The following is a 25,776-nucleotide window of genomic DNA, read 5'->3' as shown; positions in this document are numbered from 1 at the left end:
TGCTGGAAAGGACACAGTATGAGTGAATCGACCATTCGCATCGGCCTGGTGCTGCCGGACGTGATGGGCACCTACGGCGACGGCGGCAACGCGCTCGTGCTGCGTCAGCGGCTGCGCATGCGCGGCTACGACGCCGAGATCGTCGATATCACGCTGCCCGACCCGGTGCCCGATTCGCTGGACATCTACACCCTGGGCGGCGCGGAGGATTCCGCGCAGCGGCTGGCCACCCGGCACCTGCAGCGCTACCCCGGCTTGCAGCGAGCGTCCGCGAAAGGCGCCCCGGTGCTGGCGATCTGCGCGGCCATCCAGGTGCTCGGCCAGTGGTACGAGACCTCGGCGGGCGAGCGTGTGGACGGCGTCGGCCTGATCGATGTGACCACGTCACCGCAGCACAAGCGCGCAATCGGCGAGGTGACGACCACACCGCTGCTCGACGGGCTCACCGCGGCGCTCACCGGCTTCGAAAACCACCGTGGCGGAACCAAACTCGGCGGCGACGCGACCGGTCTGGCCCGGGTGACCCGTGGCGTCGGCAACGGTGTCGGCGACGGTTCGGAGGGCGTCGTCCAGGCTTCGGTGATCGGCACCTACATGCACGGCCCGGTGCTGGCCCGCAACCCCGAACTCGCCGATCTACTGCTGATGCGCGCCCTGGGTGTCAGCGAACTGGCACCCCTCGATCTCCCCGAGGTCGACCAGCTCCGCCGCGAGCGCCTGCGCGCCTGAACCACGGCTCGGTGTGCTCGGGGGTCCGGCCACCTCGACGGCACGGCTGGGCGGGGTTGGCCTCGGCCATCCGGCGACGCTGCGGCTGGGATCCCGCGTCTCGGCGTTGTGGCGTTGCGTCTTCCCTCGCCATTGCTATGCGTGGGTCGGCACCGAGTGCGCGGCGTCCAAGTGAAACGGTCGTCGGTCAGCACGATGGGCGGACCTTCAGCAACAACGGCGAGTCTCAGTTGGCGGTCCGCCACAAGATCCACTCGGGGTTCACCGACCAATACCCCAGTCGTCCGCCGAGGGTCTGGCCGACGTCGCTCATGGTGTCGTCGTCGATCTTTCCGAGCGCGGACACCGATACCACTTGCAGCTGCCAGCGGTTCCCGTGCCCGGCCGGACCGAGGTTGACGCAGACCGATGGACGCATGTCAGCCGCTTCCAGCTTGTCCCAGGCCCGGCCCAGTTCGTCGATGGTCGGACGGCTGTTCACCCACTCGACCGACGCGAGGCCACCGATCAGCGAATGCCATCGCACGGGCGCGTTGAGCTCACAGACCCAGGGGCTGTTCCCGTCCTCGGGCACATCGATGCCGTACACCTCCGGGTGCCACCGCCGTGGTTCGGCAGTCCAGGGCCGGAGGATCAGCCACAGCGCATCCGGGATCCCTTCCGCCCGGATCTGCTCCACCAGCATGCGCAGGTGCTCACGTGATAGGTCCGGCCGGAATCCGAGCTCGTCTTCTGCCCACGTGCCGGTCATGTGCTTGCTGTTCATTCGTTCCCTTGTTCCGGCGTCGGTTCCCCGAAACCCCGGCTGGTACCGCGGCGCCGCCGGACAGTCGACTACGGGCCACCTACGATGCTTCCACAGTTCACGCTCCCCGCACGCCGAGAGCACCGGGCTTGTGACCGGCCGGACAGAAGGCCGAGGCCGCCTCGGTCGACTCTGTGATCGCCACGTCGACCTCAGCGGGTCGCTGGGCCTAGTGCGCACGATGGTCACCGTCGACCTCGGAGACGTCCACCGAGACGGTAATGGCGCTGTCTTTCGCGTCGGTGTAGATGATGCCGCGCAGCGGAGGGACATCGGCGTAGTCCCGGCCCCACGCGACGGTGATGTAGCGCTCGTCGCCGAACTGGTCGTTGGTGGGGTCGAAGTCGATCCAGTGGCCCGCGCGGTCGTGTTCGCCGGAGCCGGGCAGCCACACGGCAGCCCAGGCGTGCGTGGCGTCGGCGCCGACCATCCGCTCCTTTCCCGGCGGCGGATCGGTGGCCAGATAGCCGGACACGTACCTGGCGGCGAGACCGTGCGACCGCAGGCAGGTGACGGCCAGGCGCGCGAAATCCTGGCAGACGCCCGCGCGGGCGGCGAACACATCGGCCATCTTGGTCGACACCGTCGTGGCGCCGGACATGTAGGTGAAATCGGTGTAGACCCGGGTGTTCAACTCGGCTACGGCGTCCAGCAGCGGCCTGCCCGGGGTGAGGGACTCGGCCGCGTACGCGGCGATCTGGGGCGTGATCTCGGGCGGGTGCAAGTCGAGGGCGAACTCCGCGACGAGCGGTCCGTTCGCGCCGGTCGGACGCGCTGTCTCCCATGGCCGCGCGGCGCCTGCCTGCCCGCGAACCGGGGCGTCGACCTCGACCAGCGATGCACCGGTGACGGCGAGGACGCGATGCGCGGTGGTGATGTGGAAGAAGGAGGTGATGTTGCCGTACACATCCGCGCCGACCGACCGGTCCGACGGCACCGGATCGATGTGGATGTCGTGTGCCAGCAGCCGTTGGCCAGGCACGTCACGCGGCGTCAGATACGAGCGTCCATATGAGCTGGTCACCTCCCCGGAATACGCGTATGTAGTGCGGTGCTCCACCCGATAGCGCCGGACCGCGCCGTCGACGGTCATCCGACCACCTGCGCACTGCCCCACAGCGGCTGGATGCCGACGGGCAGCGACAGCGTGGTGGCCTCGAACGATTCGGACACCTTGCGCAGCCGCGAGTGCACCCCCTCCAGAAGCTCGGCCAATTCGGCGTGCTGGTCGTCCGCGTCGGTGACTTCGAGGTCGTCGGGGTCCGAGCGGCGCAGCATGCGTTGCGCGTCCGCGAGGAGCCGCCGCGGGCGCGACGATCGCGAGGCGCCGGGCAGCGCGCGGAAATCGGCGTCGATGCGGTCCAGCTGATAAGCCAGTGACCGTGGGTTGCCTGCGTCGAACAGCAGCAGCCCGGCGACGGCGGAGATCCGTATCGAATCCCGATGCCTGCGGCGGTAACTCACCGACGACTCCGCGACACGCAGCACCCATTCGGTGACCTCCCGCTCGGTCTCCTCCGGATACTCCTGGATGAGCGCGGTCGACAGCAGCGCGGTCAGGGCCAGGCCGCGCTCGATTCGCTTCCCGATGTCCATGACGTACCAGCCGGGTTCACGCACGAGTGACTCCGCGTCGATACCGGACAGCGCGAGCAGACCGGCCAGGGTCAGCGAATGCACCTCCGAGAGCTCCGCCTCCTGGTCGCCCGCCGTTCCGCGATAGTCGGACAGGGCTCGGTCGACCGCGCTGAGAATCATCCAGGTTTCCACCGACAGCTGGTCACGCACGGCTCGCGCCGCGATGCCGTACCGGTCGATCGCGAAGGCCAGCGATCCGGGCAACTTCCGGTCGATCGTCAGGGAGACGAGGTAGTCGTGGCCTTCGAACAGCCCCTCGGCCGGCGCCGCGGTGGCGGTGGTCCGGCCGACGGCGTCCAGGAGGATCGGCAGCGCGTCCGCACCTTCCAGCCAGGGACGGTAGCGGAACTCCTGGTAGCGCTCATGGGTGGCGATCAGCAGGCGCGCGGTGGCCTCGGCGCGCTCGCCGTAGCGGCCCATCCAGAACAGGTCGTTGAGGACGCGCGGCGAGCTGATCGCTTCCACCACCGGGATGGTGGGCCGTTCGCGTTCGGCACGCGGCGGCTCGGTGCTGACCGCGGCGGCGGTCGTCGGCGCGGCCCGCACCCAGATGTCCTTGGCGGCCACCTCGAGCGCGGCGCGGTCGGGCACGATGCGCTGACGCACCTGGCCGAGACCACCGGGCATCACGGTGTAGCCGCCGCGCCGGGCCAGTGCGAACAGCCGCATGCCGACCGGAGCCGAGGCGAGCCCACCGTGCTCCCGCACGGCGGGCGCGACGGAGAACTGCGCCGGTTCCTGGCCGACCCACTGCCATCCGCGCGCGTCGATCCTGGCCGCCACGTCGGCGCGCTGATCCCGGCTCAGTTCGGGTCCGAGCAGCGTGGCGCCGTCGACCGTCGAGCGGATGACGAGCTTGTCCAGATTCGCGAGCAGGTGCGCGCGCTCCCGGTCGTCGCCACCCCAATACGACGGCGCGCTCTCCAGCAGCAGGTCCTCGCCGAGCAGCGAGCGCGCGACCGCGGGCAGGAAACGAGCCAGCGCCGGATTCTCCAGCAGCCCGCTGCCCAACGTGTTCACCACGGTCACTGCCCCGCGCCGCAACACCTCGATCAGCCCCACCACGCCGAGCCGGGAATCCGGGCGCAGATCCAGCGGATCGGAGAACTCGGCGTGCACCCGCCGCAACACCACGTCCACCCGCTTCAGCGTGCCCAGCGACCGCATCCACAGCGACCCGTCGCGCACCACCAGATCCGCGCTCTCCACCAGCGGAAAGCCCAGCGTCGAAGCGAGATACGCCTGATCGAACGCGGTTTCGGACCGCACGCCCGGACTGAGCACCACGACCACGGGCTCCTCGTCGTCGGCCTGCGCCGACTCGATCAGCATCGACCGCATGGCCCTGGCGAAGGGCGTCAGCGGACGCGGATTGGCATGCTCGAACGACTCCGGGATCGCGGTCGCCACCACCCTGCGGTCGGCCAACGCGTATCCGGCGCCGGACGGCGCCTGCGCCCAGTCGGCGATCACTCGGAACCGGCCGTCGCTCCAGCGGCTGAGGTCGCAGGCGTGCAGGAACAGCTGATGCCGCCCCGGCACGGTGATCCCATGCGCGGCTCGCACGTAACCGTGGTTACCGAACACCACCTCCGGCGCGAGCAGACCGGAGCTGAGCGTCCTTCGCGGGCCGTAGATGTCGGTGAGTACCTCGTCGAGGACGCGGGAACGCTGTTCCAGTCCGGCTTCCAGCCCGGTCCAGTCGTCCGCGGACACCAGCAGGGGGATCGGATCGAGACGCCACGGGCTCGGCGTCGTGGTTTCGGCCGGCGCGCCTGCCTCGAGATAGGTGATGCCGTCGTCATCGACGAGTCTGCGAACCCGGCTGTCCAGCCGATCGAGCTCGTCACTTCCGAGCTCGACGAAATCCGCGGACAACTCCCGCCACATCGGCCGCACCTTGCCGTCGGCGTCGACCAATTCGTCGTAGTAACTTGCCGTGGGGTAACCACATTCGTCGTAGGCGGCCGTTTCGGCGCCGTCGGCGCGGTAGCGTTCGAACTGCTCGCGCGCATTCATGCCGACCGCCGTTTCTCGCGAATCATCGCGCAATGTCACCGCGCCGACCTCACTTCCGACACCCTGGATGCCCAGCGGTCGCCGGTATCTGTCAAACGCTTCCCTCCGCGCGAATCAGGCGCGCCTGGTGCACCGGCGCCGCTGGGCTGTTCAGATATTTTCGCACGTAGAGGCTCTTGGCCCAGATGGAGCGGCGACATCTCCGGAACAACACAGCAAAGTTGCTAGATAGTTGCTATTTTATTTAAATAAGGGCGACACACGGTACTGGCGTCCCGCTTCACCCGCCACGGCGGTGCTATCACCGAATGCGACGACTCCGATATCACCGGGAGGTCACATGCGTACAACAGATTGTTCGTCCTGCGATTCGGCGTTCGACCACTGCCACGGAACCCTTATCGTGCATGCGAGCCGGTTCGACGAATGCACCGAAGAGTGGTGCATTGATCCCGCCCATGCCAGGCACGCCTTTGTCATCGATTGCGGAGATCTGGCGGGCGGCTGCAAGTGCACGGAGGACGACGCGATCCGGCGGCGCGTCCTAGCGGTTCCGTACCCTGGCCCGGGTGAGCTATGACCACGTGTTGCTGCCGTCCGGTGTCGCATCGTCGATCGCTGAGGTCGACGCCTACCTGAGCACCCAGCAGGGCGTCCCCGAGTCGGGGGCGGTCGCGCAGATCGCGGCCGAGCTGAACAGACGCAACGCGGAGCTGCCCGAAGAGGACAGCTTTCTCAGCACCGCCCCGGTGGGCGGTGCCGCCACCGGCGCGGCACTGTACGTGCCGTGCCCGTACGACGCGATCGGCTTCGTCCGCCACCTGCTGTTCGAACTCGCGACACCGCTGAACTACGCCGTCTACGACCCGCAGCTGGCCTGGCTGATCGATCCGGCCGGGCGCATTCCGGCCACCATCACCCACGGCGGCGCGGGCGAGTTCCCGTACCTGACCAAAGCGCTTGCCGAGCAGTGGGTTCCGGAGTTGAGCCCGCCGAACCCGTACCTGGTCATCGAGCGCGGCGAACAGTTCTACATCCAGACCTACCGCGAGAACACCGGCGTCTACACCCTCGAATACCGAGACGGCTCCCCCGACAAGCACTTCGGCACCACCGTCGCCGATCCCGCCACCGTGGCCGCCCTCATCTGGGACTGGGCCACTGACGACCGGACTCGCTTCCCCGGCCTCCCCTGGTCCCGCGTCGAACTCTGAACCTCCTACAGCTGCGCGAACGCCCGGACTCCGGGCTGGAGTCGAGCGATGGCGAAATGCTCATTGGTTCTGGGTGGCGAGGCGGCCCGCGAGGGCGAGAAACGAAGCGCCGAAGGCTCGGCGCATCCAGGTCACCACGGCGGGGCGGGAGATGACCTGGTTGCGCACCGCGGCCGCGCAAGCACCGTAGATCGCGAACACCACGAACGTGGCGAACATGAAGATGCCGCTCAGTTCCAGCATGCGCGCCAACGCGTTCGGCGCGCCGCTGGGCACGAATTGGGGCAGGAACGCGAAGAAGAAGATGGTCAGCTTCGGATTGAGGATGTTGAGCAGCACGGCGGAGGTGATCACCGTGCGCGCCGAGGGTGCGGCGTGCCCGGTCTGCTCCGGGACGGCGAGCGCGCCCTTGTCCCGGAACGTGCTCCACGCCATGTACAGCAGGTAGGCGACGCCGAGGTACTTCAGTGTCTGGAACGCGACCGCGCTGGCGTTGAGCACCGCGGCCAAGCCGGTGATCGCCGCGACCATGTGTGGAACGATGCCGAGCGTGCAGCCGAAGGCCGCGATCACGCTGGCCCGGGCGCCTCGCGACAAACCGGCCGCGAGGGTGAACAGCACGCCGGTACCGGGAGTGGCGACGATGACGAGCGTCGTCAGCACGAATTCGATGCTCATCCCCGACACAGTAACCCACGCTCGGCGCGGCGCAATCCCCTTGCAAGGGAAGCCGACGGACCCGCCGTGATCGCATCGAGCATGCGGCGGCGCGGGCCGGGAGCGGCTACAGCGCGCGCCGCCCGGACAGCGCGCGACCGAGGGTCAGCTCGTCGGCGAACTCCAGATCGCCGCCCATCGGCAGGCCCGAAGCCAGTCTGGTCACGCTCAAGCCGGGGAAATCGCGCAGCATCCGGACCAGGTAGGTGGCGGTGGCCTCGCCCTCGGTGTTCGGATCGGTCGCGATGATCACCTCGGTGACATCGACACCGTCCTCCTGATTCGCGATGCGCGCCAACAATTCTCGGATCCGCAGCTGATCGGGGCCGACGCCACTGAGCGGATCGAGCGCGCCGCCGAGCACGTGGTAGCGGCCGCGGAACTCCCTGGTGCGCTCGATCGCCTGCACGTCCTTGGGCTCTTCGACCACGCAGATCATGGTGCGGTCGCGACGCGGGTCGGCGCAGATGCGACACAGCTCGCCATCGGAGACCGTCCCGCAGACCACGCAGAACCGGACACCGTCGCGCACCTTCTGCAGGGCGGCCTGCAACCGATCGATCTCCGGCGACTCCACCTGGAGCAGATGAAAGGCGATGCGCTGCGCGCTCTTCGGACCGACGCCGGGCAGCTTGCCCAACTCGTCGATCAGATCCTGGACCGGACCCTCGTACAACTGCTACCTCGGCTCAGAAACCGGGCAGCGAACCGCCGCCGAGACCGCCGGACAACGGCCCGAGCCGTTCCGCGGCGAGGTGCTGCGCGTTCGCCATCGCATCGTTGATCGCACCGATCACCAGGTCCTGCAAGGTCTCGACGTCCTCGGGGTCGACGGCCTTCGGGTCGATGGTCAGCGACACCACCTCGCCGGTCGCCTTGATGGTGACCTGGACCAGCCCGCCACCCGCGGCGCCCTCCACCTCGCTCGCCGCGATCTCGGCTTGAGCTTCCATCACCGCCTGCTGCATCTGCTGCGCCTGGGCGAGTAACTGTTGCATATCGAACTGACCACCTGGCTGCACGGGAGGGTCCTCTCTGGGGAAGGTGTCATCGGTCAGCCTAGTCCTGCCGCACCGGAGGTCCGGCGCGGCCCGATCGTCCCGAGGTGTTCGAAGCAGTGCCGGTAACAGGTTGGGTAGTTCCCACGGTGAGACGTCGAACTCGCCCTACCATCGAATTGGGTCGGCGACCGGCGCGGCGAATCTGGAGACAGCGATGAGGGCATACGGTTTCGCGGGCAGTGTGCTGCTCGCGCTGAGTCTCCCCAGCATCTTTCTCGGCGTCGCCGGCCCTGCGGCGTTCGCCGATGCCGGCCCAGCGTCCTCAGCCGACGCCAACCCCGCCGCGTCCGCCGACGCAAGCCCCGCGGCCTCCGCCGAGGCCGATGCCGATGCCGTCGACCCGGAAGTAATCCCGGCTGTCGCCGATTACGGCGGCGGCTGCGTTCTCTACCCGGGAGACAAGGCGGCGACCCTGGATTCGCTGCGGTTCCGTTGCTCGCCGGACCAGCAGGACGTGATCTTCCGCGACGCGCCCCTCGGCGCGATCCCGACGGGTGTGCAGGCGGGCTGGGTGACCCGCCCGCCGATCATGCAGTCTCTGGCGCCCGCGTTCTGGATCGGCAAGACCTTCTACACCGGACCGGATGGCGGTTACCTGATGAACCGTCTCACCGGCGCAGGCATCGAAGGCTGGCGTGCCGACGTCTACGCCGCGCCCGCCCTGCTCGACGGCGGCCCCACCTGGGCGCTCGACTACACGCCGTCGCCGACGCCGCAGGTCTACGACGAAATCCGCGAGGTCACTCCGGGTGTCTGGTTCGGCTACTCCTGGTGGCGCGGCGCGTTCCAGACCACACTGCTGCTGACCTTCGCCCTCGCATAGCAGGCGCAGCCGGACGAGGCCCGTACACGGGCCGCTCCGGGTCGAACGGAGGCCACAGGCAGTCGTCTCCGGGTGCCGTTGACCCTCCCGTCGCTGGAGGGTGTTGGCTGGTGCCATGACGGCCACTGTCCCGATCGGGGAGTTCTCCAGGCTGAGCCACCTCAGCGTGAAGACGCTGCGCTACTACCATGAGATCGACCTGCTCACTCCGGCCGACATCGACGCGAGTTCGGGCTATCGGCGGTATTCGACCGCACAGGTGGAGCAGGCGCAGCTGATCCGGCGGCTCCGCGCATTGGACATGCCGCTTCCGGAGATCCGCGCCGTGCTCGCCGCGCCGGACGAGGACACCCGCGACGCCGCGCTGCGCACACACCTGATGCGCATGGAGGAGGAGCTGACCCGCACCCGCGCGGTCGTTGCGTCCTTGCGTTCGCTGCTGATGCCCGCGGCGCCGATCGCGGTGGAGTATCGCACGGTCCCGGCCTTTCCGGCCGCCGCCATCAGCGCGGTGGTAGCGCGGGACCACATCGGCCAGTGGTGCGGATCGACGTTCCAGGCGCTGTACGAAGCACTGGCCGCGGCCGACATCGCGCCCGCGGGTATCAGCGGCGCCACGTATGGCACCGAGTTCTTCGAAGACGACGAGGGCGAGGTCGTCGCATTCGTCCCGATCACCGATACCGGCATCGCGCTGCCGCAAGGGCTTTCGGCCATCGAATTGCCCGAGCGCCGTTTCGCCGTCGCCGTGCACGACGGTCCGTTCGACGATTTCGATCGCACCTACGGCGCGTTGGGCAGTCATGTCGCCGAACACGACGTCGCCTTGCCCGAGCCGATCCGGGAGATGTACCTGTTCGGCCCCGACCGAGCCGACGATCCCACCACCTACCGGACGGAAGTGTGCTGGCCCATCACCCAGCCGTGAACAAGGAGATATCCATGGCACTCTCGCTCGCCCACGTGACCATCGATTGCGCGGACGCCGGTGCGCTCGCCGCATTCTGGGCGCGACTGCTCGACCTGCCGGTCGACCCCGATGCCGGCGCGGAGTTCGCCACCGTCGGCCGGACCGCGGGCGCCACGCCGGTGCTGATGTTCATCCAGGTGCCGGACAAGAATCCGGGCAAGAACGTGATCCACCTGGACCTGCACGCATCCGATCGGCACGAGCAGGTGCAACGCGCGATCGGCCTCGGCGCCGAGCACAGAGGCGATTTCGACATGTACGGCACGAAGTGGACGACACTGGCCGACCCGGAAGGCAACCTCTTCGACATCGGCGGCGAGTAAACCCCCGTGAGACGGACGACGGCCCGGCGCCGAAACGGGCGCCGGGCCGTCGTCGTAGCCGATCAGGCCAGTTCGCGCTGCAGGTTCCCCAGCACCTCGGCCTGGATCTTCTTCAGACCCAGCGGCGCGAAGATCCCCTCGAAGATGCCCGCGATACCGCCCGCGCCCTTCCAAGTGGTGCGCAGCGTGACCCGCGCGCCGGAGCCCTCCGGGGTGACGGTCCAGGTGTTCACCAGCGTGGAATTCGAATCACGCTCGGTGACAATGGAATCCGATACCGATACGACCGCGTGCACATTGCGCGCCCGCTTCTCGGTGGCCTGCAGCGTCCACTCTGCGACGGTGCCCGCTCCCTTGCCGCCCTCGACCACCTTGTAGTCGCGGTAATGCGAGGAGAGAATGCGCGGACGCACCGTGTCGTAGTCGGCGATTGCCTCGAGTGCGCGCTGCGGATCCGCCGCCACGACGATCGAACTGCTGGCGCTGACCTGTCCCACAATGAGCTCCTTGTCCGGGTGCGGTGTCTCGACAGGTCTCCATCCTGCCCTGTCCAGATCGAAGGAAAGCGGGTAGGGCCGACCGTATGGCGAACCACTCCGGACAATTCGGTATTCCCTTTCGCAACATGTGCGTGACATTTCTCCACCACCGTGCCGTCACGGTGGCCCAGTCGAATCGTCCGTACTAGCGTCGAGGGGTGGCAGTGAGTCTGTTGGGGAAGGCCGGACACGCACCGGCCACACGCGAATCAGGATTTGCCGCGCATCGAGCGGGCGTGGACCGCCTATTGGCGAGTTACCGCGCGATACCCGAGCATGCCAACGTCCGGTTGGCCAAGAAAACCTCGAACCTTTTCCGCGCCAGGGCCGAGAACACCGCGCCCGGTTTGGACGTCTCCGGCCTGACCAAGGTCATCGCGGTGGACCCGGTCGCCAGGACCGCCGACGTCGCGGGCATGACCACCTACGAGGAGCTGGTGGCCGCCACCCTCCCGTACGGGCTGGCGCCGCTGATCGTTCCGCAGCTCAAGACGATCACGCTGGGCGGAGCGGTCACCGGGCTCGGCATCGAGTCCACCTCGTTCCGCAACGGCTTGCCGCACGAGTCGGTGCTGGAGATGGACGTGCTGACCGGCGCGGGTGAGATCCTCACCGCGACGCCGCACAACGAGCACGCCGATCTGTTCCGCGGCTTTCCGAACTCCTACGGCACCTTGGGTTACACCGTCCGGCTGAAGATCGAACTGGAACAGGTGCAGCCGTACGTCGCCCTGCGGCACCTGCGCTTTCACGGTCTACGCGAGCTGGAGGCGACCCTTGCGACGATCGTGACGGACCGGACCTTCGACGGCGAGCGGGTCGACTACCTCGACGGCGTCGTGTTCTCCGCCGAAGAGAGCTACCTGACGCTCGGCCGCCGAACCGACGAGCCCGGTCCGACCAGCGACTACACCGGCATGGACAGCTACTACCGGTCCATCCAGCACGACAGGAGCGCACCCAAGCGCGACCGTCTCACCATCCACGACTACCTGTGGCGCTGGGACACCGACTGGTTCTGGTGCTCTCGCGCGTTCGGCGCGCAGAACCCGAAGATCCGCCGGTTCTGGCCGAAACGCTATCGCCGCAGCAGCTTCTACTGGAAGCTGGTGGCGCTGGACCGGAAATACCACGTCGGCGACAAGCTGGAGGCCCGCAAAGGCAATCCGCCGCGCGAACGGGTGGTGCAGGACATCGAGGTACCGGTGGAGCGCACCGCCGACTTCGTGGGATGGTTTCTGCGGGAGATTCCGATCGAGCCGATCTGGCTGTGCCCGCTGCGTTTGCGCCCGACCGACGAGGAAGACCGGGCGGGCGACCGTGCATGGCCGCTGTACCCCTTGGAGCCGAACCGAACCTACGTGAATGTCGGATTCTGGTCGGCCGTCCCCACGGTCCCCGGGCAGCAAGAAGGAGCGGCCAACCGCGCCATCGAACGCACGGTGACCGAGTTCGACGGACATAAGTCGCTGTACTCGGATTCCTTCTACGACAAGGATGAGTTCGCCGCGCTCTACGGCGGAAACACCTACACCGAACTGAAGAAACGCTACGACCCAGACCAGCGCTTGCTGGATTTGTATTCGAAGGCGGTGCAACGCAAATGACGACATTCCGGGACCGTTCCGATGTCTTCGCTGACCTCGGAACCAAGCTCAGCATTGCCGAGGTCTTCGAGACCCTCCTCGATGGCGACGTGCCGATCCGCCTGACGGCCTACGACGGCAGCGCGGCCGGACCGGAGGATTCGGAGTTCGCGCTGGACATCAAGACGCCGCGCGGCATCAACTATCTGGCCACCGCACCCGGCGACCTGGGCATGGCCCGCGCCTACATCGCAGGCGACATGACCGCCAGCGGCGTGCACCCCGGCGATCCCTACGAAATCCTGAGGGCGATGGACGGGCTGAAGTTTCATCGGCCGTCCGCGCTGGCCCTGGTGACCATAGCGCGCTCACTCGGCTGGGAGCGGCTCAAGCCGGTCCCCCCGCCGCCGCAGGAAACCCTGCCACGCTGGCGCCGCATCGCCTTCGAGGGCCTGCGTCACTCCAAGGCCAGAGACGCCGATGCCATCCACCACCACTACGACGTCTCGAATACCTTCTACGAGCACGTGCTCGGCCCGTCCATGACCTACACCTGCGCGGTCTACGGTGACGAGGACTGGTCGCTGGAACAGGCCCAGGAGAACAAATACCGCCTGGTGTTCGAGAAGCTGCGGTTGAAGGAAGGCGACCGGCTGCTCGACATCGGCTGCGGGTGGGGCGGCATGGTGCGCTACGCCGCCAAGCGCGGCGTCAAGGTCATCGGCGCGACGCTGTCGGCCGAGCAGGCGGCGTGGGCGCAGAAGAAGATCGCCGAGGACGGCCTGGCCGACCTGGCCGAGGTGCGCCATTCCGACTACCGCGACGTGCCGGAGGGCGAATTCGACGCGGTGTCCTCGATCGGTCTCACCGAGCACATCGGCGTGCACAACTACCCGTTCTACTTCGACTTCATCAAGAGCAAACTGCGCGATGGCGGTCTGTTCCTGAACCACTGCATCACGCGCCCGGACAACACTCGCACCACCAAAGCGGGCGATTTCATCGACCGCTACGTGTTCCCGGACGGCGAGCTGATCGGTTCCGGCCGGATCATCTCCGAGATCCAGAACATCGGACTCGAGGTGCTGCACGAGGAGAACCTGCGCGAGCACTACGCGCTGACCCTGCGCGAATGGTGCAGGAACCTGGTCGCCAACTGGGACGCCTGCGTCGCGGAGGTCGGCGCGGGCACCGCGAAGGTGTGGGGCCTGTACATGGCGGGCTGCCGGCTCGGTTTCCAGCGCAACGTCATTCAGCTGCACCAGGTGCTCGGCGTCAAACTGCCCGCCGACGGCGACTGGACCGTGCCGCTGCGTCCATGGTGGCAGCCGTAATCCGGCGCCTTCAAAACGCCTGACTGCCCGCCTCGTCCAGGAGTTCGTCCAGGAAGAGGGCGGGCAGTTCGGTGTCGCCGACCTGGCCCGACGGGGGCAGATCGGCGCGCAGCACGCGCATGATGCCGACCACGCCGGGGCCCGCGTCCAGCAGCGGTCTGGTCCAGCCGAGGGCGGCGCAGGTCCCGACGGAGGGCAGCAGCAGGTTGGTGGCCTCGCCGACCCAACCGGAAGCGGCCAGGCATTCCGCGAGCAGCAGCGCGGCGTCCAATTGTGCTCGTGGACGGCGCTTTTCGAGCGTGTGGCCGTACAGCGCGCGGGCGCGGCGCACTGCCCGGTCATCGGAGCCGAACCGGTGTTCGGCGAGCAGCGCGCGGATCGCGGCCAGTTCCTCGGCCTCGGCGGCGAGCAAAGCTGCGCCGGTCAGCCGGTGACCCGCCTGCAGCGGCGTGGACTCGGCGATATCGGTGTACCTACGGTCCGCGGGGTCCATCGGCAGGCCGAGCCGCAGCCGTTCGGCGCGGATATGCGCGCTCAGTCTGGCGAGCCGATTGTCGGCCGCGATGCGGGCGCCCTCGTCCAGCCGGGCAGCCGCGGTGTACAGGTCGCCCCGGACCGCCTTGACTCTGGCGCCGACGACGAACGTCGAGATCAGGAAGTCCACCGGGCCGACCCGGGTGACCAGTTCGTGGCTCTCGTCGAGCAGCGGGTCGGCGGTGCCGAGCTCGCCCCGGCGGTAACTCAATTCGCCGAGGAGCGCGGCGGCGACGCGCACCGCGTGCGAGCGAGGACCCGAGCGCTCCCGCGCGAACTCCCATGCCTGCTGGAAGCACCGGGTGGCGGTCGCGATGTCGAGTTCCTCGTAGGCGGCAGCGCCCTGGCCGCAGCGGCCGAAGACCATGCCGAGCGGGTCCTTCGAACGCTCGTGGTATTCCTCGGCCCATTCCTGGACCTCCCTGGCGCCCTCGAAATCGAACTCGCACAGGCGCACGAAGGTGGTCAGGTTCGCCGCGGTCGAGACTGTCCACGGCGGCAGTTCGTCCGGGTGCCCGAGGCAGTCGGCGACCCGATCCAGCACGCCTTCGGTGTGGTCACGCGCGATCTGGTCGGCCGCGGCGAGTACCACGGCCTGGCAGCGCTGCACGCGCACGTCGTCGTCGCTGGAGGACCCGCGAGCCAGGATGTTCGACAGCCTGCCCAGCGCGTTGCGCGCCGCGCCGGACTGCTGCAGATTGACATTGGCCCTGGCCACCGCCATCAGCAGCTTGGAGCGCGAAGCCACCTGCTGCATCGGCAGTTTCGATACGCTGCCAAGCAGCGTGGCCAGGCGGGAACCGTCGATCAGGTCCATGCCGCCGCTCTCCAGCAGGTCCAGCGCCATTTTCAGATCGGTCGCAGCCAGCGCGTGATCGACCGACTTGCGCAGCAGCTGGTGCTCGGCGTACCAGCGCGAAGCCTTGCGATGCAATGTCTTCGACTTCCCCGGGTGGACACGGTCGAGCCGGGTCCGCAGATGCTCGGCGAACAGCGGCTGCATGCGGAACCACTCCGGGTCGTGGTCGATGCGCCGCAGGAACAGCTCGCGCTGCTCGGCCTGCTCGAGCAGCTGCTCGGCGTCCGCATCGCCGGACAGCGCCGCGGCGAGCGAGCCGCTCACGCGCTCGATCACCGCGATCGACATCAGGAACTCGAGCATCCTCGGTTCCAGTGTGTCCAGCACGTTCTCGGCGAGGTACTCGCGGATGCCGTGGTCGCCCTCGGAGAGCGTGGCGATCAGCTGTGCCGGGTCGGTATTGCCGCGCAACGACAGCCCGACCAGCTGAATGGCGGCCGGCCAGCCGTCGGTGGCCGTATGAATCGCGGTGACCTGCTCGGGAGTGAGCGCGAACCCATTGCGTTCCACCAGGATCTGCCTGGTCTCCGCCTCGGTCAGGCGCAACGCGGCCGAGCCGATCTCGACCAGTTCGTCGTGCACCCGCATCCGGCTGGTCGGCAGTCCGGACTGCTCCCGGCTGGTCACCACGAATCGCAGGTGGTGACATCCGTTGTCCAGCAGCGCCTCCATCGCTCGAAGCGCGCCCGCGTCGGTGATCCGATGCCAGTCCTCGACGATCACTACGATCGTCTGGCCCGCGGCATGGATCTCGTCGATGAGCGTGGGTATCACGAACGCGGCGGCGTCGGCGGGCCGTTCCTCTAGCACCTGCTCCAGACCGCTGCCGACATCCGGGCGCACGCGGCGGATCGCCTGGATCAGATGCGCCAGCAACCAGATCTCGTTGTCGTCGTCGCGGTCGATACCGATCCAGGCGACCGCGGTGTCACCCTCGGCGAGTTCGGCGCGCCACTGCGCGGCCAGCGTGCTCTTGCCGAACCCCGCGGGGCCGTGGATCACCGCCAGCCTGCGCCGCCCGCCCGCCCGCAGGATGTCCAGCAAACGCGGCCGCGGCACCGGAGCGCGCGTCGGTGTCGGCGGACGAAACTTGGTCGCGGCCGTTGGCGGCATCGTGATCGCCCCCGTCGTACCGGGGTGCTGCGAGACGGCCGGCCGCAACGTCAACGGCCAGCTGCGTCGCGCGGTGACCGCGGGATGGGAACCGGTCCACGCCACCGTCGGCTCGCCGACGGTCGATGCCGTCGACTCGGATTCGGGCGTGGTGTCCAGCAGCGCCATCTCGTCGGGCAACTGATCGTGGTCACGCTGCACCGTTCGCAGCATTTCGCCGAATTCGTACGCGCTGTCCGGACGATCGCGCGGGTTCGGGGACATGGCATGTTCGATGGCGGCGGACACGTCCGGCGGAATGTCCTGTTCCCGCAAGTCGGGTACGGGCTGCGTGGTGATCCGCAGGAACTGGGCGACCACCCGCTCGCCCGCCTGGCGCTCGAAGGCAGCGTGCCCGGTGAGCAGCGCGAACAATGTCGAGCCGAGGCCATAGACGTCGGAGCGGATGGTCGGCTCGTCGCCCTTGAGCACCTCGGGCGCGGTGAACGCGGGCGAGCCGGTGATCAAGCTGCTCGACGTGCGGAACCCGCCCGGAATGCGGGCGATGCCGAAGTCGGTCAGCTGCGGTTCGCCGTAGCCGCTGAGCAGGACGTTGGCCGGTTTCACGTCCCGGTGCAGGATGTGGGCACGGTGCGCGCTCTCGATCGCGCCCGCCAGCTTCACCCCGGCTCGCAGCGAGTCCGACCAGGTCAGCGGGCCGTGATCTCGAATGAGCCGTTCCAGCGACCCACGCGTGCAGAACGGCATGACGATCAGCGGCATACCGGTGGCGGTGACGTCCACCTGGAGGATGTCGACGATATTGGGATGACCGGACAGCCTGCCCATGGCTTGTTCCTCGCGCAGGAAGCGCTCCCGGCTCTCCTGATCGATCTCCGAGGAGAGCACTTTCACCGCGACCACCCGGTCCAACGCGGTCTGGATGCAGCGATAGACCACCCCGAACCCGCCGCGGCCGATCTCCACCGCGCCGGACAGACCCATCGCCTCGAGTTCGTCGGTGATGTCGATGGGCGCCTGACGCTGCGTATGCGATTCGGCCGCAGTCGATTCGGGATCCACCCGAGCCGAGCGCGGTTGTGGATTCATGTGATCACCTCGATCTCACATCGAATCGGCGTCACCGGCGGCCAACTCCGCGCCGAAGCCGGACACCACGATGTCCGATATGTCTGCGCATACTCCAACGTAGCGCGGTGTGCGATCACGCGGGAGATGTTTCGGAACAGGAGGGAGCGTGTCGCGGGTCCGGGCGTTTCGCGCTACGCCACGCCCGGCCACGGGCTCGGTGTCCGGCGCGAACAGGATGGAGATGCCTTCCAACACGTTCTGCCGCTTGATGTTCTGAAACACGGCGATTCGCCGGCAATCCTCTGCGGGCCGCAGTTGGGTTGAACCCTGGACAATTCCTCGCGAGTCGTCGCGCCCACCGTTCATCGGTGTCGCCTGACCGCGGCCGTGTCCGGCCCGTAGACACGCATACCCAGGTGGAGGTCGACCAATCGGAGCCCAAGCGAGAATCCGCCGACCGGTCCAGTGCCCGCCATTCTTTTGTTGAAGAAGCAATAAGAAGTGGAGCCCCGTCTGAGTGCGGTCGCGCTGCCTCGACAAGCCCGGGCACGACCGCCGACCTCGGCGCCCCGACCATCCTCGGCCGGGCGGATGACGCGACCGATGCCGCGCCGACTAACCGACGGCCAGTGCGATGACCTGGGTGAGCTTACCATCGTCGAAATTGTTGTCGCTGACCAGCACCAGGGTTCGTTCGCCCGAGGGCAGGCGCGGGCCCCAGGTCATGCCCTCGACATTATCGATCGCGGAGAGTCCGACATGGTCGAGGTCGACGACCAGCCGCTTGGCCACCGGACGCGCGGCGCCGATCGGCGCGTCGAGGATATTGGTCGCGGCGGCCAGATCGGCCTCGTAGACGCGGATCTTGTTGCCCACACCGAAGGCGAAGGAGCGTTCCAGCACAAGGAGTTTCGTCGGATCCAGCGGATCGGCGGCCAGGATGGAGGCGATCCCGTTCCCACCGCGGCCGGGTTCGGGGCGCGACTCAGCGAAGACCGGCTCTATCGGATATGCGAACTGGGCGAGCAGCGGTCCGGAACGCGCCTGGACGGTGATCCGCGCGATCGCGCCACCGGTCGTGGTCGCCGAAGGCCCGTCCTGGAGTAGCGGCCCCTCCGTCGAGGTCATGAACAACGCGCCTCCAGCGGCGAACGTCGCGCCTTCCAGCCCTTCGTTCTGCCTCGGGCCCGTGCCGGGGCGCATGCGCTCGTCGTCCGGGATCGGCAGCTCACCCGCATACGAGCCGTCGGGGTGCGCGATCCGCACCGACGGGTCCGCGAGGACGGCGCCGAGCCGTTCACCCTCCTGCGTCCAGTAGTAGTCGCCGGTCCACGGATCGACCCGGATCTCCTCCGGATCCACCGAATTCGGCGGGTAGGCGGCGCCCGTCGCGGTCGAGAACGGGCGTGTGCCGGTGATGGTCACCGGACCGACCCCGCGCTCATCGACCCCGATGCGTGCGGTGTAGTACCGCGCCGGATCCTTGTTCGACCGGTCGTCGCTGATCAGCACGTACTCGCCGGTGCGTGCCAGATAGTCGATCCCGGACAGCCCGCCTACGGTGGTGCCCGCGAAGTCCAGGTCATGCGCGATCACCTGTTCGCCGAGCAGCCGCACCGACGCGCCCGCCGCAGGATCGGCGGCGGCGACCGGCGCGGACGCGAGCGCGAGGGCACAACTGGCGATCAGGATGCGGTGGCTACGTCTCGGCATGGCTTGCAACTTATCCGCTCGAACGTACGCGAGGGTGAACGGCACAGAAAAACGGCGAAAGCCCGCCACCGTGAAAAACGGTGGCGGGCTTCGCCGTTGCCGTCGGTGCGGAGACTACTTGCGCAGCGAGGCCGGGACCTCGAAGCGCTCGCCGTAGGTCTTGGCGAGGTAGTCGGCGCGGGCCACGAAGCCCTCCTGGCCACCCGGGTAACCGACGATGTACTGGTGCACACCACCGGTCCAGGCCGGGAAGCCGATGCCGAAGATCGAGCCGATGTTGGCGTCGGCGGTCGAGGTCAGCACGCCCTCGTCGAAACACTTCTGGGTCTCGATCGCCTCCGCGAACAGCATGCGGTCGATCAGATCCTGCAGCGGGACGGTGAAGTCCGCCGTGGTCTCGAAGTGCTCGCGCAGGCCCGGCCACAGACCGGTGCGCTTGCCGTTCTCGTCGTACTCGTAGAAGCCCGCCTTCTCCAGGCGGCCCGGTCGACCCTCGGACACCATGTAGTCGATGACGTCCTGTGCCGGGTGCCGCTTGCCGCCCATGGTGGTGTCGCCCGACTCGGCGGCCTCCTGGGTCTCCTTGGCGATCTTCTGCATGAGCTTCATGTTCAGCTCGTCCGACAGCTGCAGCGGCGCGGCCGGGTAGCCCGCCTGCAGGCCGGCCTGCTCGATGGTGGCGGGCTCGACGCCCTCCTTGAGCATGGCGATCGCCTCGTTGACGTAGGTGCCGATCACGCGCGAGGTGAAGAAGCCGCGGCTGTCGTTGACTACGATCGGCGTCTTGCGGATAGCGAGTGTGTAGTCGAACACCCGGGCCAGCGCCTCGTCCGAGGTCTTCTCACCCTTGATGATCTCCACCAGCGGCATCTTGTCGACCGGCGAGAAGAAGTGGATACCGATGAAGTCCTCTTGGCGCTTCACGCCGGCCGCGAGACCGGTGATCGGCAGGGTGGAGGTGTTCGAGCCGAGCAGCGCGTCGGGGGCGACGACGTCCTCGATCTCCTGGAACACCTTGTGCTTCAGCTCGGTGTTCTCGAAGACGGCCTCGACGACGAAGTCGACACCGGCGAAGTCGGCCGCGTCGGCGGTCGGCTTGATCCGGTCCAGCAGCGCCTTGGACTTCTCCTCGGTGGTCTTGCCGCGGGAGAGCGCCTTGGCCTCGATCTTCTCGGAGTAGTTCTTGCCGCGCTCGGCCGCCTCGATCGAGACGTCCTTCAGCACGACCTCGTAGCCCGCCTTGGCCGAGACGTAGGCGATGCCCGCGCCCATCATGCCCGCGCCGAGCACGCCGATCTTCTTGATCTCCTGCTTCGGCACGTCCTTCGGACGCGAACCGCCGTTGTTGATCGTCTGCAGGTCGAAGAAGAACGCCTGGATCATGTTCTTCGCGACCGGGCCGGTGAGCAGGTGCACGAAGTAGCGGGACTCGATCAGCGACGCGTTGTCGATGTCGACCTGGGAACCCTCCACCGCGGCCGACATGATGGCACGCGGCGCGGGCATGTTCGCGCCCTTGATCTGCTTGCGCAGGTTGGCCGGGAAGGCGGGCAGGTTCGCCGCGAACGCGGGCGAGGACGGCGTACCGCCCGGGATCTTGAAGCCCTTCTTGTCCCACGGCTGGACGCCGCCCTCGGGGTTGGCCTTGATCCACGCCTTGGCCGCCGGGATCAGCTCCTCGACCGAACCGACGAGCTCGTCGATCAGGCCGATCTCCTTGGCCTTGGCCGGCTTGTTGCGCTGGCCCTGCAGCAGCACCTGCATCAGCGCGTTCTGCAGGCCGAGCATGCGCACGGTGCGGATGACGCCGCCGCCCGCGGGCAGCAGGCCGAGGGTGGCCTCCGGCAGGCCGATCTGCGAACCCGGCACGTCCGCCGCGATGCGGTGGTGGGTGGCCAGCGCGATCTCCAGGCCGCCGCCGAGCGCGGCGCCGTTGATGGCCGCGACGACCGGCTTGCCCAGCTGCTCCAGGCGCCGCAGCGCGCCCTTCATCTCGCCGAGCTCGTCCATCAGGACCTGGGCATCGTCCGGACCGACCTTCATCATGTTCTTCAGGTCGCCGCCGGCGAAGAAGGTCTTCTTCGCGGAGGTCAGGACGACACCGGTGATGCTGTCCTTCTCCGCCTCCAGCCGATCGACCGTCGCGCTCATCGACGTCTTGTACAGCTCGTTCATCGTGTTGGCGCCCTGGTTCGGGTCGTCCATCGTCAGCACGACGATGCCGTCCGAATCCTGCTCCCAACCGATCATGTTGGTTTCGCTCACAGCTCTGTGTCTCCTGTGTCTAATTGCGGCGCTCGCGGGCCTGCGTGGTTACGCAAGCTGCCTCCTCCGGGCCTGACGCTCACGCCGCGTGAATTCTCAGCTGCCGGTTGGGAATCAGACCCGCTCGATGATGGTGGCCACGCCCATGCCGCCGCCGATGCACAGGGTGACCAGCGCGTAGCGGCCGTTGCGGCGCTCCAGCTCGTCGACCATGGTGCCGGTGATCATCGCGCCGGTCGCACCCAGCGGGTGGCCCATCGCGATCGCGCCACCGTTGACGTTCAGCTTCTCGTCCGGGATGTTCAGGTCCTTCTGGAACTTCAGCACCACGGAGGCGAACGCCTCGTTGATCTCGACCAGGTCGATGTCGTCGAGGGTCAGACCCGCCTTGGCCAGCACCTTCTTGGCGGCCGGGGTGGGACCGGTGAGCATGATGGTGGAGTCGGCGCCGCTGGTGGCGGTCGCGACGACGCGCGCACGCGGGGTGAGGCCGGACGCCTTGCCCGCCTCCTCCGAACCGATCAGCACGATCGCGGCGCCGTCGACGATGCCGGAGCTGTTGCCGCCGTGGTGCACGTGGTTGATCTTCTCGACGAAGTAGAACTTCTGCAGCGCCACCGCGTCGAAGCCGCCCATCTCACCGATCACGGCGAACGACGGCTGCAGCTTGCCCAGGTCCGCGGCGGTGGTGCCGGGACGCATGTGCTCGTCGCTGTCCAGCACGACGAGGCCGTTCTGGTCCTTGACCGGGACGATCGACTTGGCGAAGTAGCCGCCGGTGGTGGCCTTGGCAGCCAGTTCCTGCGAGCGCACCGCGTAGGCGTCCACGTCGTCGCGGGTGAAGCCCTCGATGGTGGCGATCAGGTCGGCGGACACGCCCTGCGGGACGAAGTAGGTGTCGTAGTTGGTGGCCGGGTCCATCGCCCAGGCGCCACCGTCGGAACCCATCGGCACGCGCGACATGGACTCGACACCACCGGCCAGGACCAGGTCGTCGAATCCGGAGCGGACCTTCTGGGCGGCCAGGTTGACGGCCTCGAGGCCGGAGGCGCAGAAGCGGTTGAGCTGGAAGCCGCCGACGGTATCGGGCAGACCGGCCGCGGTGACCGCGGTGCGGGCGATGTCGGCGCCCTGGTCGCCGACCGGCATGACCACGCCGAGGATCAGGTCGGAGATCCGGTCCTCGTCGAGGTTCGGGAAGCGGCCGCGCAGCTCCTTGATCAGACCAACAGTCAGGTCGATCGGCTTGACCGAGTGCAGCGAGCCGTTCTTCTTGCCGCGGCCGCGCGGAGTGCGGATGGCCTCGTAAATGTAGGCCTCTGTGGTCATATCGGAGTGTTCCTTCCTTACGGTGCGGCGGCCGGACCTTCGTCCGTCCGAGCGCTGGTGTGCGGCGACACCGCGTCTGCGGCGTGGCTGCGGCTGACCTCGCCGACCGGCCCTGCGGCCGACCGTTCCTAACGCTGTACAAAACCAGGTACGCAACAGCGGACGCACGTTCCGGTCGCCCGTGCGCCTGGGCATACCATAGAACGTCGTCGTCCCGAAGCTCACGGCTACCCGCTCATACTACCGGGGTGTGCGAACTCCGGTTAACTTAACGTCGTCGGAACAGTGGTTGTCAACCATCCAACCGTGTGGCACCCAGCTCACTCTTCAGCAATTCCAGAGCGACCTCGTCCGGGTCGCGCCGGTCGCCGGGGGCGACCGGATCGGCCGCGGCGGCCATCATCTCCTGCTCCTCCTCCGGCGTCGAGGCGGGGACGACTCCGTCGTTGTGCCAGCCCTTGCTGGTCACGGCATCGTTTCCGCTCGGCTCGGCGTCGTAGGACGGAGAGTCGGCCGGGCCGGGATCGTCGGGTAGGTCGGGGAAGTCGGGCGGCGGAATGTCGTCGTCCGCGGGATAGGGACGCGGGTTCGCGCCTGCCGAGCGCGAACGGCCCGCATTGGACGGCTTCTCCGCGCCCGCGTTCTTGGCCCGGCTCGGGCGCGAAAACCGCGGTTGCGCCCCCGCGTCCGAAGCCCGTCCGGTCGCGTTGCCGGATTCACGTCCCGCGGTCTGGTTGCCCGAGGTGCGCGCGCGGTTCGGCGATCCGCCGGAACGGGGCGTGGCGGGTCGCGACGGCGCGCCGCCGACTTCCCAGCGCACCTCATGATCGCGCCCGAGCACCGCACGCACCGCCGACCGGACCGCCTCCAGATTCCGCGGATCGGACAACCGCTGCGTCAGCGGCGCGTGCTGATGCGCGAACACAATGACGTCGCCCTCGACCCGCGCGACCGAGGCGCCGGCGAGCATCGCCTGCACCGCCGCGCCGAACTCCCGCACCTTGGTCCGTATTTCCGGCCAGGAAGCTTCCACCTCGCGCAGCAAGTCACCTTCGGTGGCCGCCGGATCGACCGTCTCGGCACCGCGTGCGGAATCCGAGTCGGCGGGGACCTCCTCCCTCGCGCCATGCGCAGGCGCGCCATGCCCTGATCCGGACCTGCCACCCGACGTGGCTGACGCGGAACTGGTCGGATCGCCCTCCATGCCATGCGGAGCGCCCGGGACATCCGGCTCTGCGGCCGGGTTCGACCCGCCTGCCGCTGGGACGGCCGACACGCGATCGGACACGGCAGTCGGTCCCGGTTCGGCCGCCGACGGGATCCGGTCCGCCGCACTATCCGCGCCCGTGGTCGACGCCCGGGATTCCGCACCGCCGGGCGACCCGTCACTCCTCGGAGCCGCCGCGTCACCGGCGGGCGCTGGGCGAGCGGAGGCCGTGTCCTCGGCACGTACGTCACCACTGGGCGCCGACGCGGTGGAACCGGTCGCACCCCCTACCGGCACCGAGCGAGCGGCGCCGCCGGTATCGGCCGCCGTACTCCCAGCAGGCACGACATCCCCGGCTTCCGCAGCACCGCCGGTCTGCGCCGGAATACCAGCGGATGGCGCACCACCGGCTTCCGCGGCACCCGTCGAGCTGGGCTCCGAACCTGTATCGGAGCGACCACCCCCACGACTGTCCCGACGGATGGCGGCCAGTGCCTCCGCACCCCGGCGGCGCGGCGGGTCCGACGGCGACGCAACCGCGGGCGCGGGCTGGGACGGCGCCGCGGCCGGTGCCGAGGACGAAGCAGGCGCGGCAGCCGACGAGCCACTCGCCAATCCCCGCTCCAGCCGCTCCAAACGCTGCAGCGTCGCGGATTCGGCGTCGGACACCGAGGGCAGCAGCATGCGGGCGCAGACGACCTCGAGCAGCAGTCGTGGCGCCGTGGCACCGCGCATCTCGCCGAGCCCTTCGTGCAGCAGTTCGGCGTAACGGGTCAGGGTGGCCGAGCCGAGTCGCTCGGCTTGATCGCGCATCCGGTCGAGCACGTCGCCGGGACCGGTGACCAGACCGCGCTCGGTGGCGTCGGGTACCGCGCGCAGCAGGATCAGGTCACGGAAACGGTCGAGCAGGTCGACGGCGAAGCGACGCGGGTCGTGGCCCGCCTCCATCACCCGGTCGATCGTGTCGAACAGCGCGGCTCCATCGTCGGCGGCCAGCGCCTCGACGGCGTCGTCGATCAGCGCCACGTCGGTGACGCCGAGCAGCGAGACGGCTCGGGTGTAGGTGACGCCCTCGGGGCCCGCACCGGCCAGCAGCTGGTCGAGCACGCTCAGGCTGTCGCGCGGAGAACCGCCACCCGCGCGAATCACCAGGGGGTACACCGCTTCGTCGACCGGCACGTGCTCCTGCTCGCAGATCCGGCCGAGCAGGCCGCGCATGGTGGCGGGCGGCAGCAGGCGGAACGGATAGTGGTGCGTGCGCGAGCGGATGGTTGGCAGCACCTTGTCCGGCTCGGTGGTCGCGAAGATGAAGATCAGATGGGCCGGCGGCTCCTCGACGATCTTCAGCAGCGCGTTGAAACCCGCGGTGGTCACCATGTGCGCCTCGTCGATGATGAACACCCGGTACCTGGACTCGGCGGGCGCGTAGAAGGCGCGATCACGCAGTTCACGGGTGTCGTCGACACCGCCGTGGCTCGCGGCGTCGAGTTCGATCACGTCCAGGTTGCCCGGACCGCCCGGGCCGAGCGCCACACAGGACGGGCAGACGCCACACGGCGTAGAGGTGGGGCCCTGGACGCAGTTCAGCGATCTGGCGAGAATGCGCGCCGAGGAGGTCTTGCCGCAGCCGCGTGGACCGGAGAACAGGTAGGCATGACTGATCCGCCCGGTGTCGAGCGCGATACTCAGCGGGTCGGTGACGTGCTCCTGACCCACCACCTCAGCGAACGTTGCCGGTCGGTACTTCCGGTACAGAGCCACGGCCAGAGGTTACCGGCGGCGACCGACAAACAACATGCCCGCCCGGCGCGGCGGACTCTGGGCTGAAATGTGATCCAAGTCACAACATGCCGATCGCCTTCTTCGGCCGCCAACCCCGACGTCCGAGATGGCAATGATCTAGCAATCACACATGCCCTCCGGGCGA

20 protein-coding genes are annotated in these 25,776 nt (G+C 68.2%); 7 read left to right on the top strand and 13 right to left on the bottom strand.

Translation table 11 applies throughout. The features are described 5' to 3' along the window. Positions 1-18: 18 nt before the first annotated feature. Positions 19-729, top strand: coding sequence for a type 1 glutamine amidotransferase (locus OHA40_RS17310; RefSeq protein WP_330227980.1), 711 nt, complete (start codon positions 19-21; stop codon positions 727-729). Positions 730-955: 226 nt separating this feature from the next. Here OHA40_RS17310 and OHA40_RS17305 read toward each other — a convergent pair whose 3' ends face one another. The 3 genes from OHA40_RS17305 to OHA40_RS17295 all read right to left on the bottom strand — a co-directional run bounded on the left by OHA40_RS17305 (position 956) and on the right by OHA40_RS17295 (position 5,191). Continuing rightward, entirely contained in the window at positions 956-1,495 is a 540-nt protein-coding gene (locus tag OHA40_RS17305) for a hypothetical protein (RefSeq protein WP_330227979.1), read from the bottom strand. A gap of 208 nt (positions 1,496-1,703) precedes the next feature. Then, positions 1,704-2,627 (bottom strand): transglutaminase family protein, encoded by a 924-nt coding sequence (locus OHA40_RS17300; protein ID WP_330227978.1) that lies wholly within the window; start codon positions 2,625-2,627, stop codon positions 1,704-1,706. Next, entirely contained in the window at positions 2,624-5,191 is a 2,568-nt protein-coding gene (locus tag OHA40_RS17295) for a circularly permuted type 2 ATP-grasp protein (RefSeq protein WP_442944058.1), read from the bottom strand. Before OHA40_RS17295 ends, OHA40_RS17300 begins: the two co-directional genes overlap by 4 nt. Positions 5,192-5,760: 569 nt before the next feature. On the opposite strand from OHA40_RS17295, the gene OHA40_RS17285 reads away from it, so the two are divergent. Beyond that, entirely contained in the window at positions 5,761-6,405 is a 645-nt protein-coding gene (locus OHA40_RS17285; RefSeq protein ID WP_330227975.1) for a hypothetical protein, read from the top strand. A gap of 60 nt (positions 6,406-6,465) precedes the next feature. Here the strand turns inward: OHA40_RS17285 and OHA40_RS17280 are convergent, their stop codons facing one another. The 3 genes from OHA40_RS17280 to OHA40_RS17270 form a co-directional block, all read right to left on the bottom strand. Further along, positions 6,466-7,083, bottom strand: a complete 618-nt coding sequence (locus OHA40_RS17280; RefSeq protein ID WP_330227974.1) for a LysE family translocator — start codon at positions 7,081-7,083, stop codon at positions 6,466-6,468. 106 nt (positions 7,084-7,189) lie between these two features. Continuing rightward, positions 7,190-7,798, bottom strand: a complete 609-nt coding sequence (gene recR / locus OHA40_RS17275; RefSeq protein ID WP_330227973.1) for a recombination mediator RecR — start codon at positions 7,796-7,798, stop codon at positions 7,190-7,192. Positions 7,799-7,811: 13 nt separating this feature from the next. After that, positions 7,812-8,144, bottom strand: a complete 333-nt coding sequence (locus OHA40_RS17270; RefSeq protein ID WP_330227972.1) for a YbaB/EbfC family nucleoid-associated protein — start codon at positions 8,142-8,144, stop codon at positions 7,812-7,814. 193 nt (positions 8,145-8,337) lie between these two features. Here OHA40_RS17270 and OHA40_RS17265 point away from each other — a divergent pair, with 193 nt between their 5' ends. The 3 genes from OHA40_RS17265 (at position 8,338) to OHA40_RS17255 (ending at position 10,299) form a co-directional block, all read left to right on the top strand. Then, positions 8,338-9,006 (top strand): hypothetical protein, encoded by a 669-nt coding sequence (locus tag OHA40_RS17265; RefSeq protein ID WP_330227971.1) that lies wholly within the window; start codon positions 8,338-8,340, stop codon positions 9,004-9,006. 115 nt (positions 9,007-9,121) lie between these two features. After that, positions 9,122-9,934: a MerR family transcriptional regulator gene (locus tag OHA40_RS17260; RefSeq protein WP_330227970.1), complete on the top strand. Its 813-nt coding sequence runs from the start codon at positions 9,122-9,124 to the stop codon at positions 9,932-9,934. 14 nt (positions 9,935-9,948) lie between these two features. After that, positions 9,949-10,299, top strand: a complete 351-nt coding sequence (locus OHA40_RS17255; RefSeq protein ID WP_330227969.1) for a VOC family protein — start codon at positions 9,949-9,951, stop codon at positions 10,297-10,299. A gap of 62 nt (positions 10,300-10,361) precedes the next feature. Here OHA40_RS17255 and OHA40_RS17250 read toward each other — a convergent pair whose 3' ends face one another. Further along, positions 10,362-10,796: an SRPBCC family protein gene (locus OHA40_RS17250; protein ID WP_330227968.1), complete on the bottom strand. Its 435-nt coding sequence runs from the start codon at positions 10,794-10,796 to the stop codon at positions 10,362-10,364. Positions 10,797-11,002: 206 nt separating this feature from the next. Between OHA40_RS17250 and OHA40_RS17245 the strand changes: the two genes are divergently transcribed. Together OHA40_RS17245 and OHA40_RS17240 are read left to right on the top strand one after the other, a co-directional pair. After that, the gene (locus tag OHA40_RS17245) at positions 11,003-12,445 is read left to right on the top strand and encodes an FAD-binding oxidoreductase (protein WP_330234228.1); all 1,443 of its coding nucleotides are present in this window, start codon (positions 11,003-11,005) and stop codon (positions 12,443-12,445) included. Then, positions 12,442-13,758 (top strand): class I SAM-dependent methyltransferase, encoded by a 1,317-nt coding sequence (locus OHA40_RS17240; RefSeq protein ID WP_330227967.1) that lies wholly within the window; start codon positions 12,442-12,444, stop codon positions 13,756-13,758. Before OHA40_RS17245 ends, OHA40_RS17240 begins: the two co-directional genes overlap by 4 nt. Before the next feature lie 10 nt (positions 13,759-13,768). On the opposite strand, the gene OHA40_RS17235 is transcribed toward OHA40_RS17240, so the two are convergent. The 6 genes from OHA40_RS17235 to OHA40_RS17210 form a co-directional block, all read right to left on the bottom strand. Next, complete coding sequence (locus OHA40_RS17235; RefSeq protein WP_330227966.1) at positions 13,769-17,353, bottom strand: protein kinase domain-containing protein; 3,585 nt, start codon at positions 17,351-17,353, stop codon at positions 13,769-13,771. Between the two features lie 15 nt (positions 17,354-17,368). Beyond that, on the bottom strand, positions 17,369-17,617 hold the full coding sequence (locus OHA40_RS17230; RefSeq protein WP_330227965.1) for a hypothetical protein: 249 nt from the start codon (positions 17,615-17,617) through the stop codon (positions 17,369-17,371). Positions 17,618-17,950: 333 nt separating this feature from the next. Continuing rightward, complete coding sequence (locus OHA40_RS17225) at positions 17,951-19,048, bottom strand: esterase-like activity of phytase family protein (RefSeq protein ID WP_330227964.1); 1,098 nt, start codon at positions 19,046-19,048, stop codon at positions 17,951-17,953. Between the two features lie 114 nt (positions 19,049-19,162). Then, on the bottom strand, positions 19,163-21,313 hold the full coding sequence (locus tag OHA40_RS17220) for a 3-hydroxyacyl-CoA dehydrogenase NAD-binding domain-containing protein (RefSeq protein WP_330227963.1): 2,151 nt from the start codon (positions 21,311-21,313) through the stop codon (positions 19,163-19,165). A 114-nt stretch (positions 21,314-21,427) separates the two neighbouring features. Continuing rightward, positions 21,428-22,642, bottom strand: coding sequence for an acetyl-CoA C-acetyltransferase (locus tag OHA40_RS17215; protein WP_330227962.1), 1,215 nt, complete (start codon positions 22,640-22,642; stop codon positions 21,428-21,430). Between the two features lie 292 nt (positions 22,643-22,934). Next, positions 22,935-25,610 carry a DNA polymerase III subunit gamma and tau gene (locus OHA40_RS17210; protein WP_330227961.1) on the bottom strand — a complete coding sequence of 892 codons (2,676 nt, stop codon included), beginning with the start codon at positions 25,608-25,610 and terminating at the stop codon, positions 22,935-22,937. Between the last annotated feature and the right edge of the window lie 166 nt (positions 25,611-25,776).

Origin of the sequence: Nocardia sp. NBC_00508, from assembly GCF_036346875.1 — a bacterium.
Classification (GTDB): Bacteria; Actinomycetota; Actinomycetes; order Mycobacteriales; family Mycobacteriaceae; genus Nocardia.
Note: the sequence above shows the minus strand (reverse complement) of the source record. Positions and strands in the feature narration are given on the sequence as shown.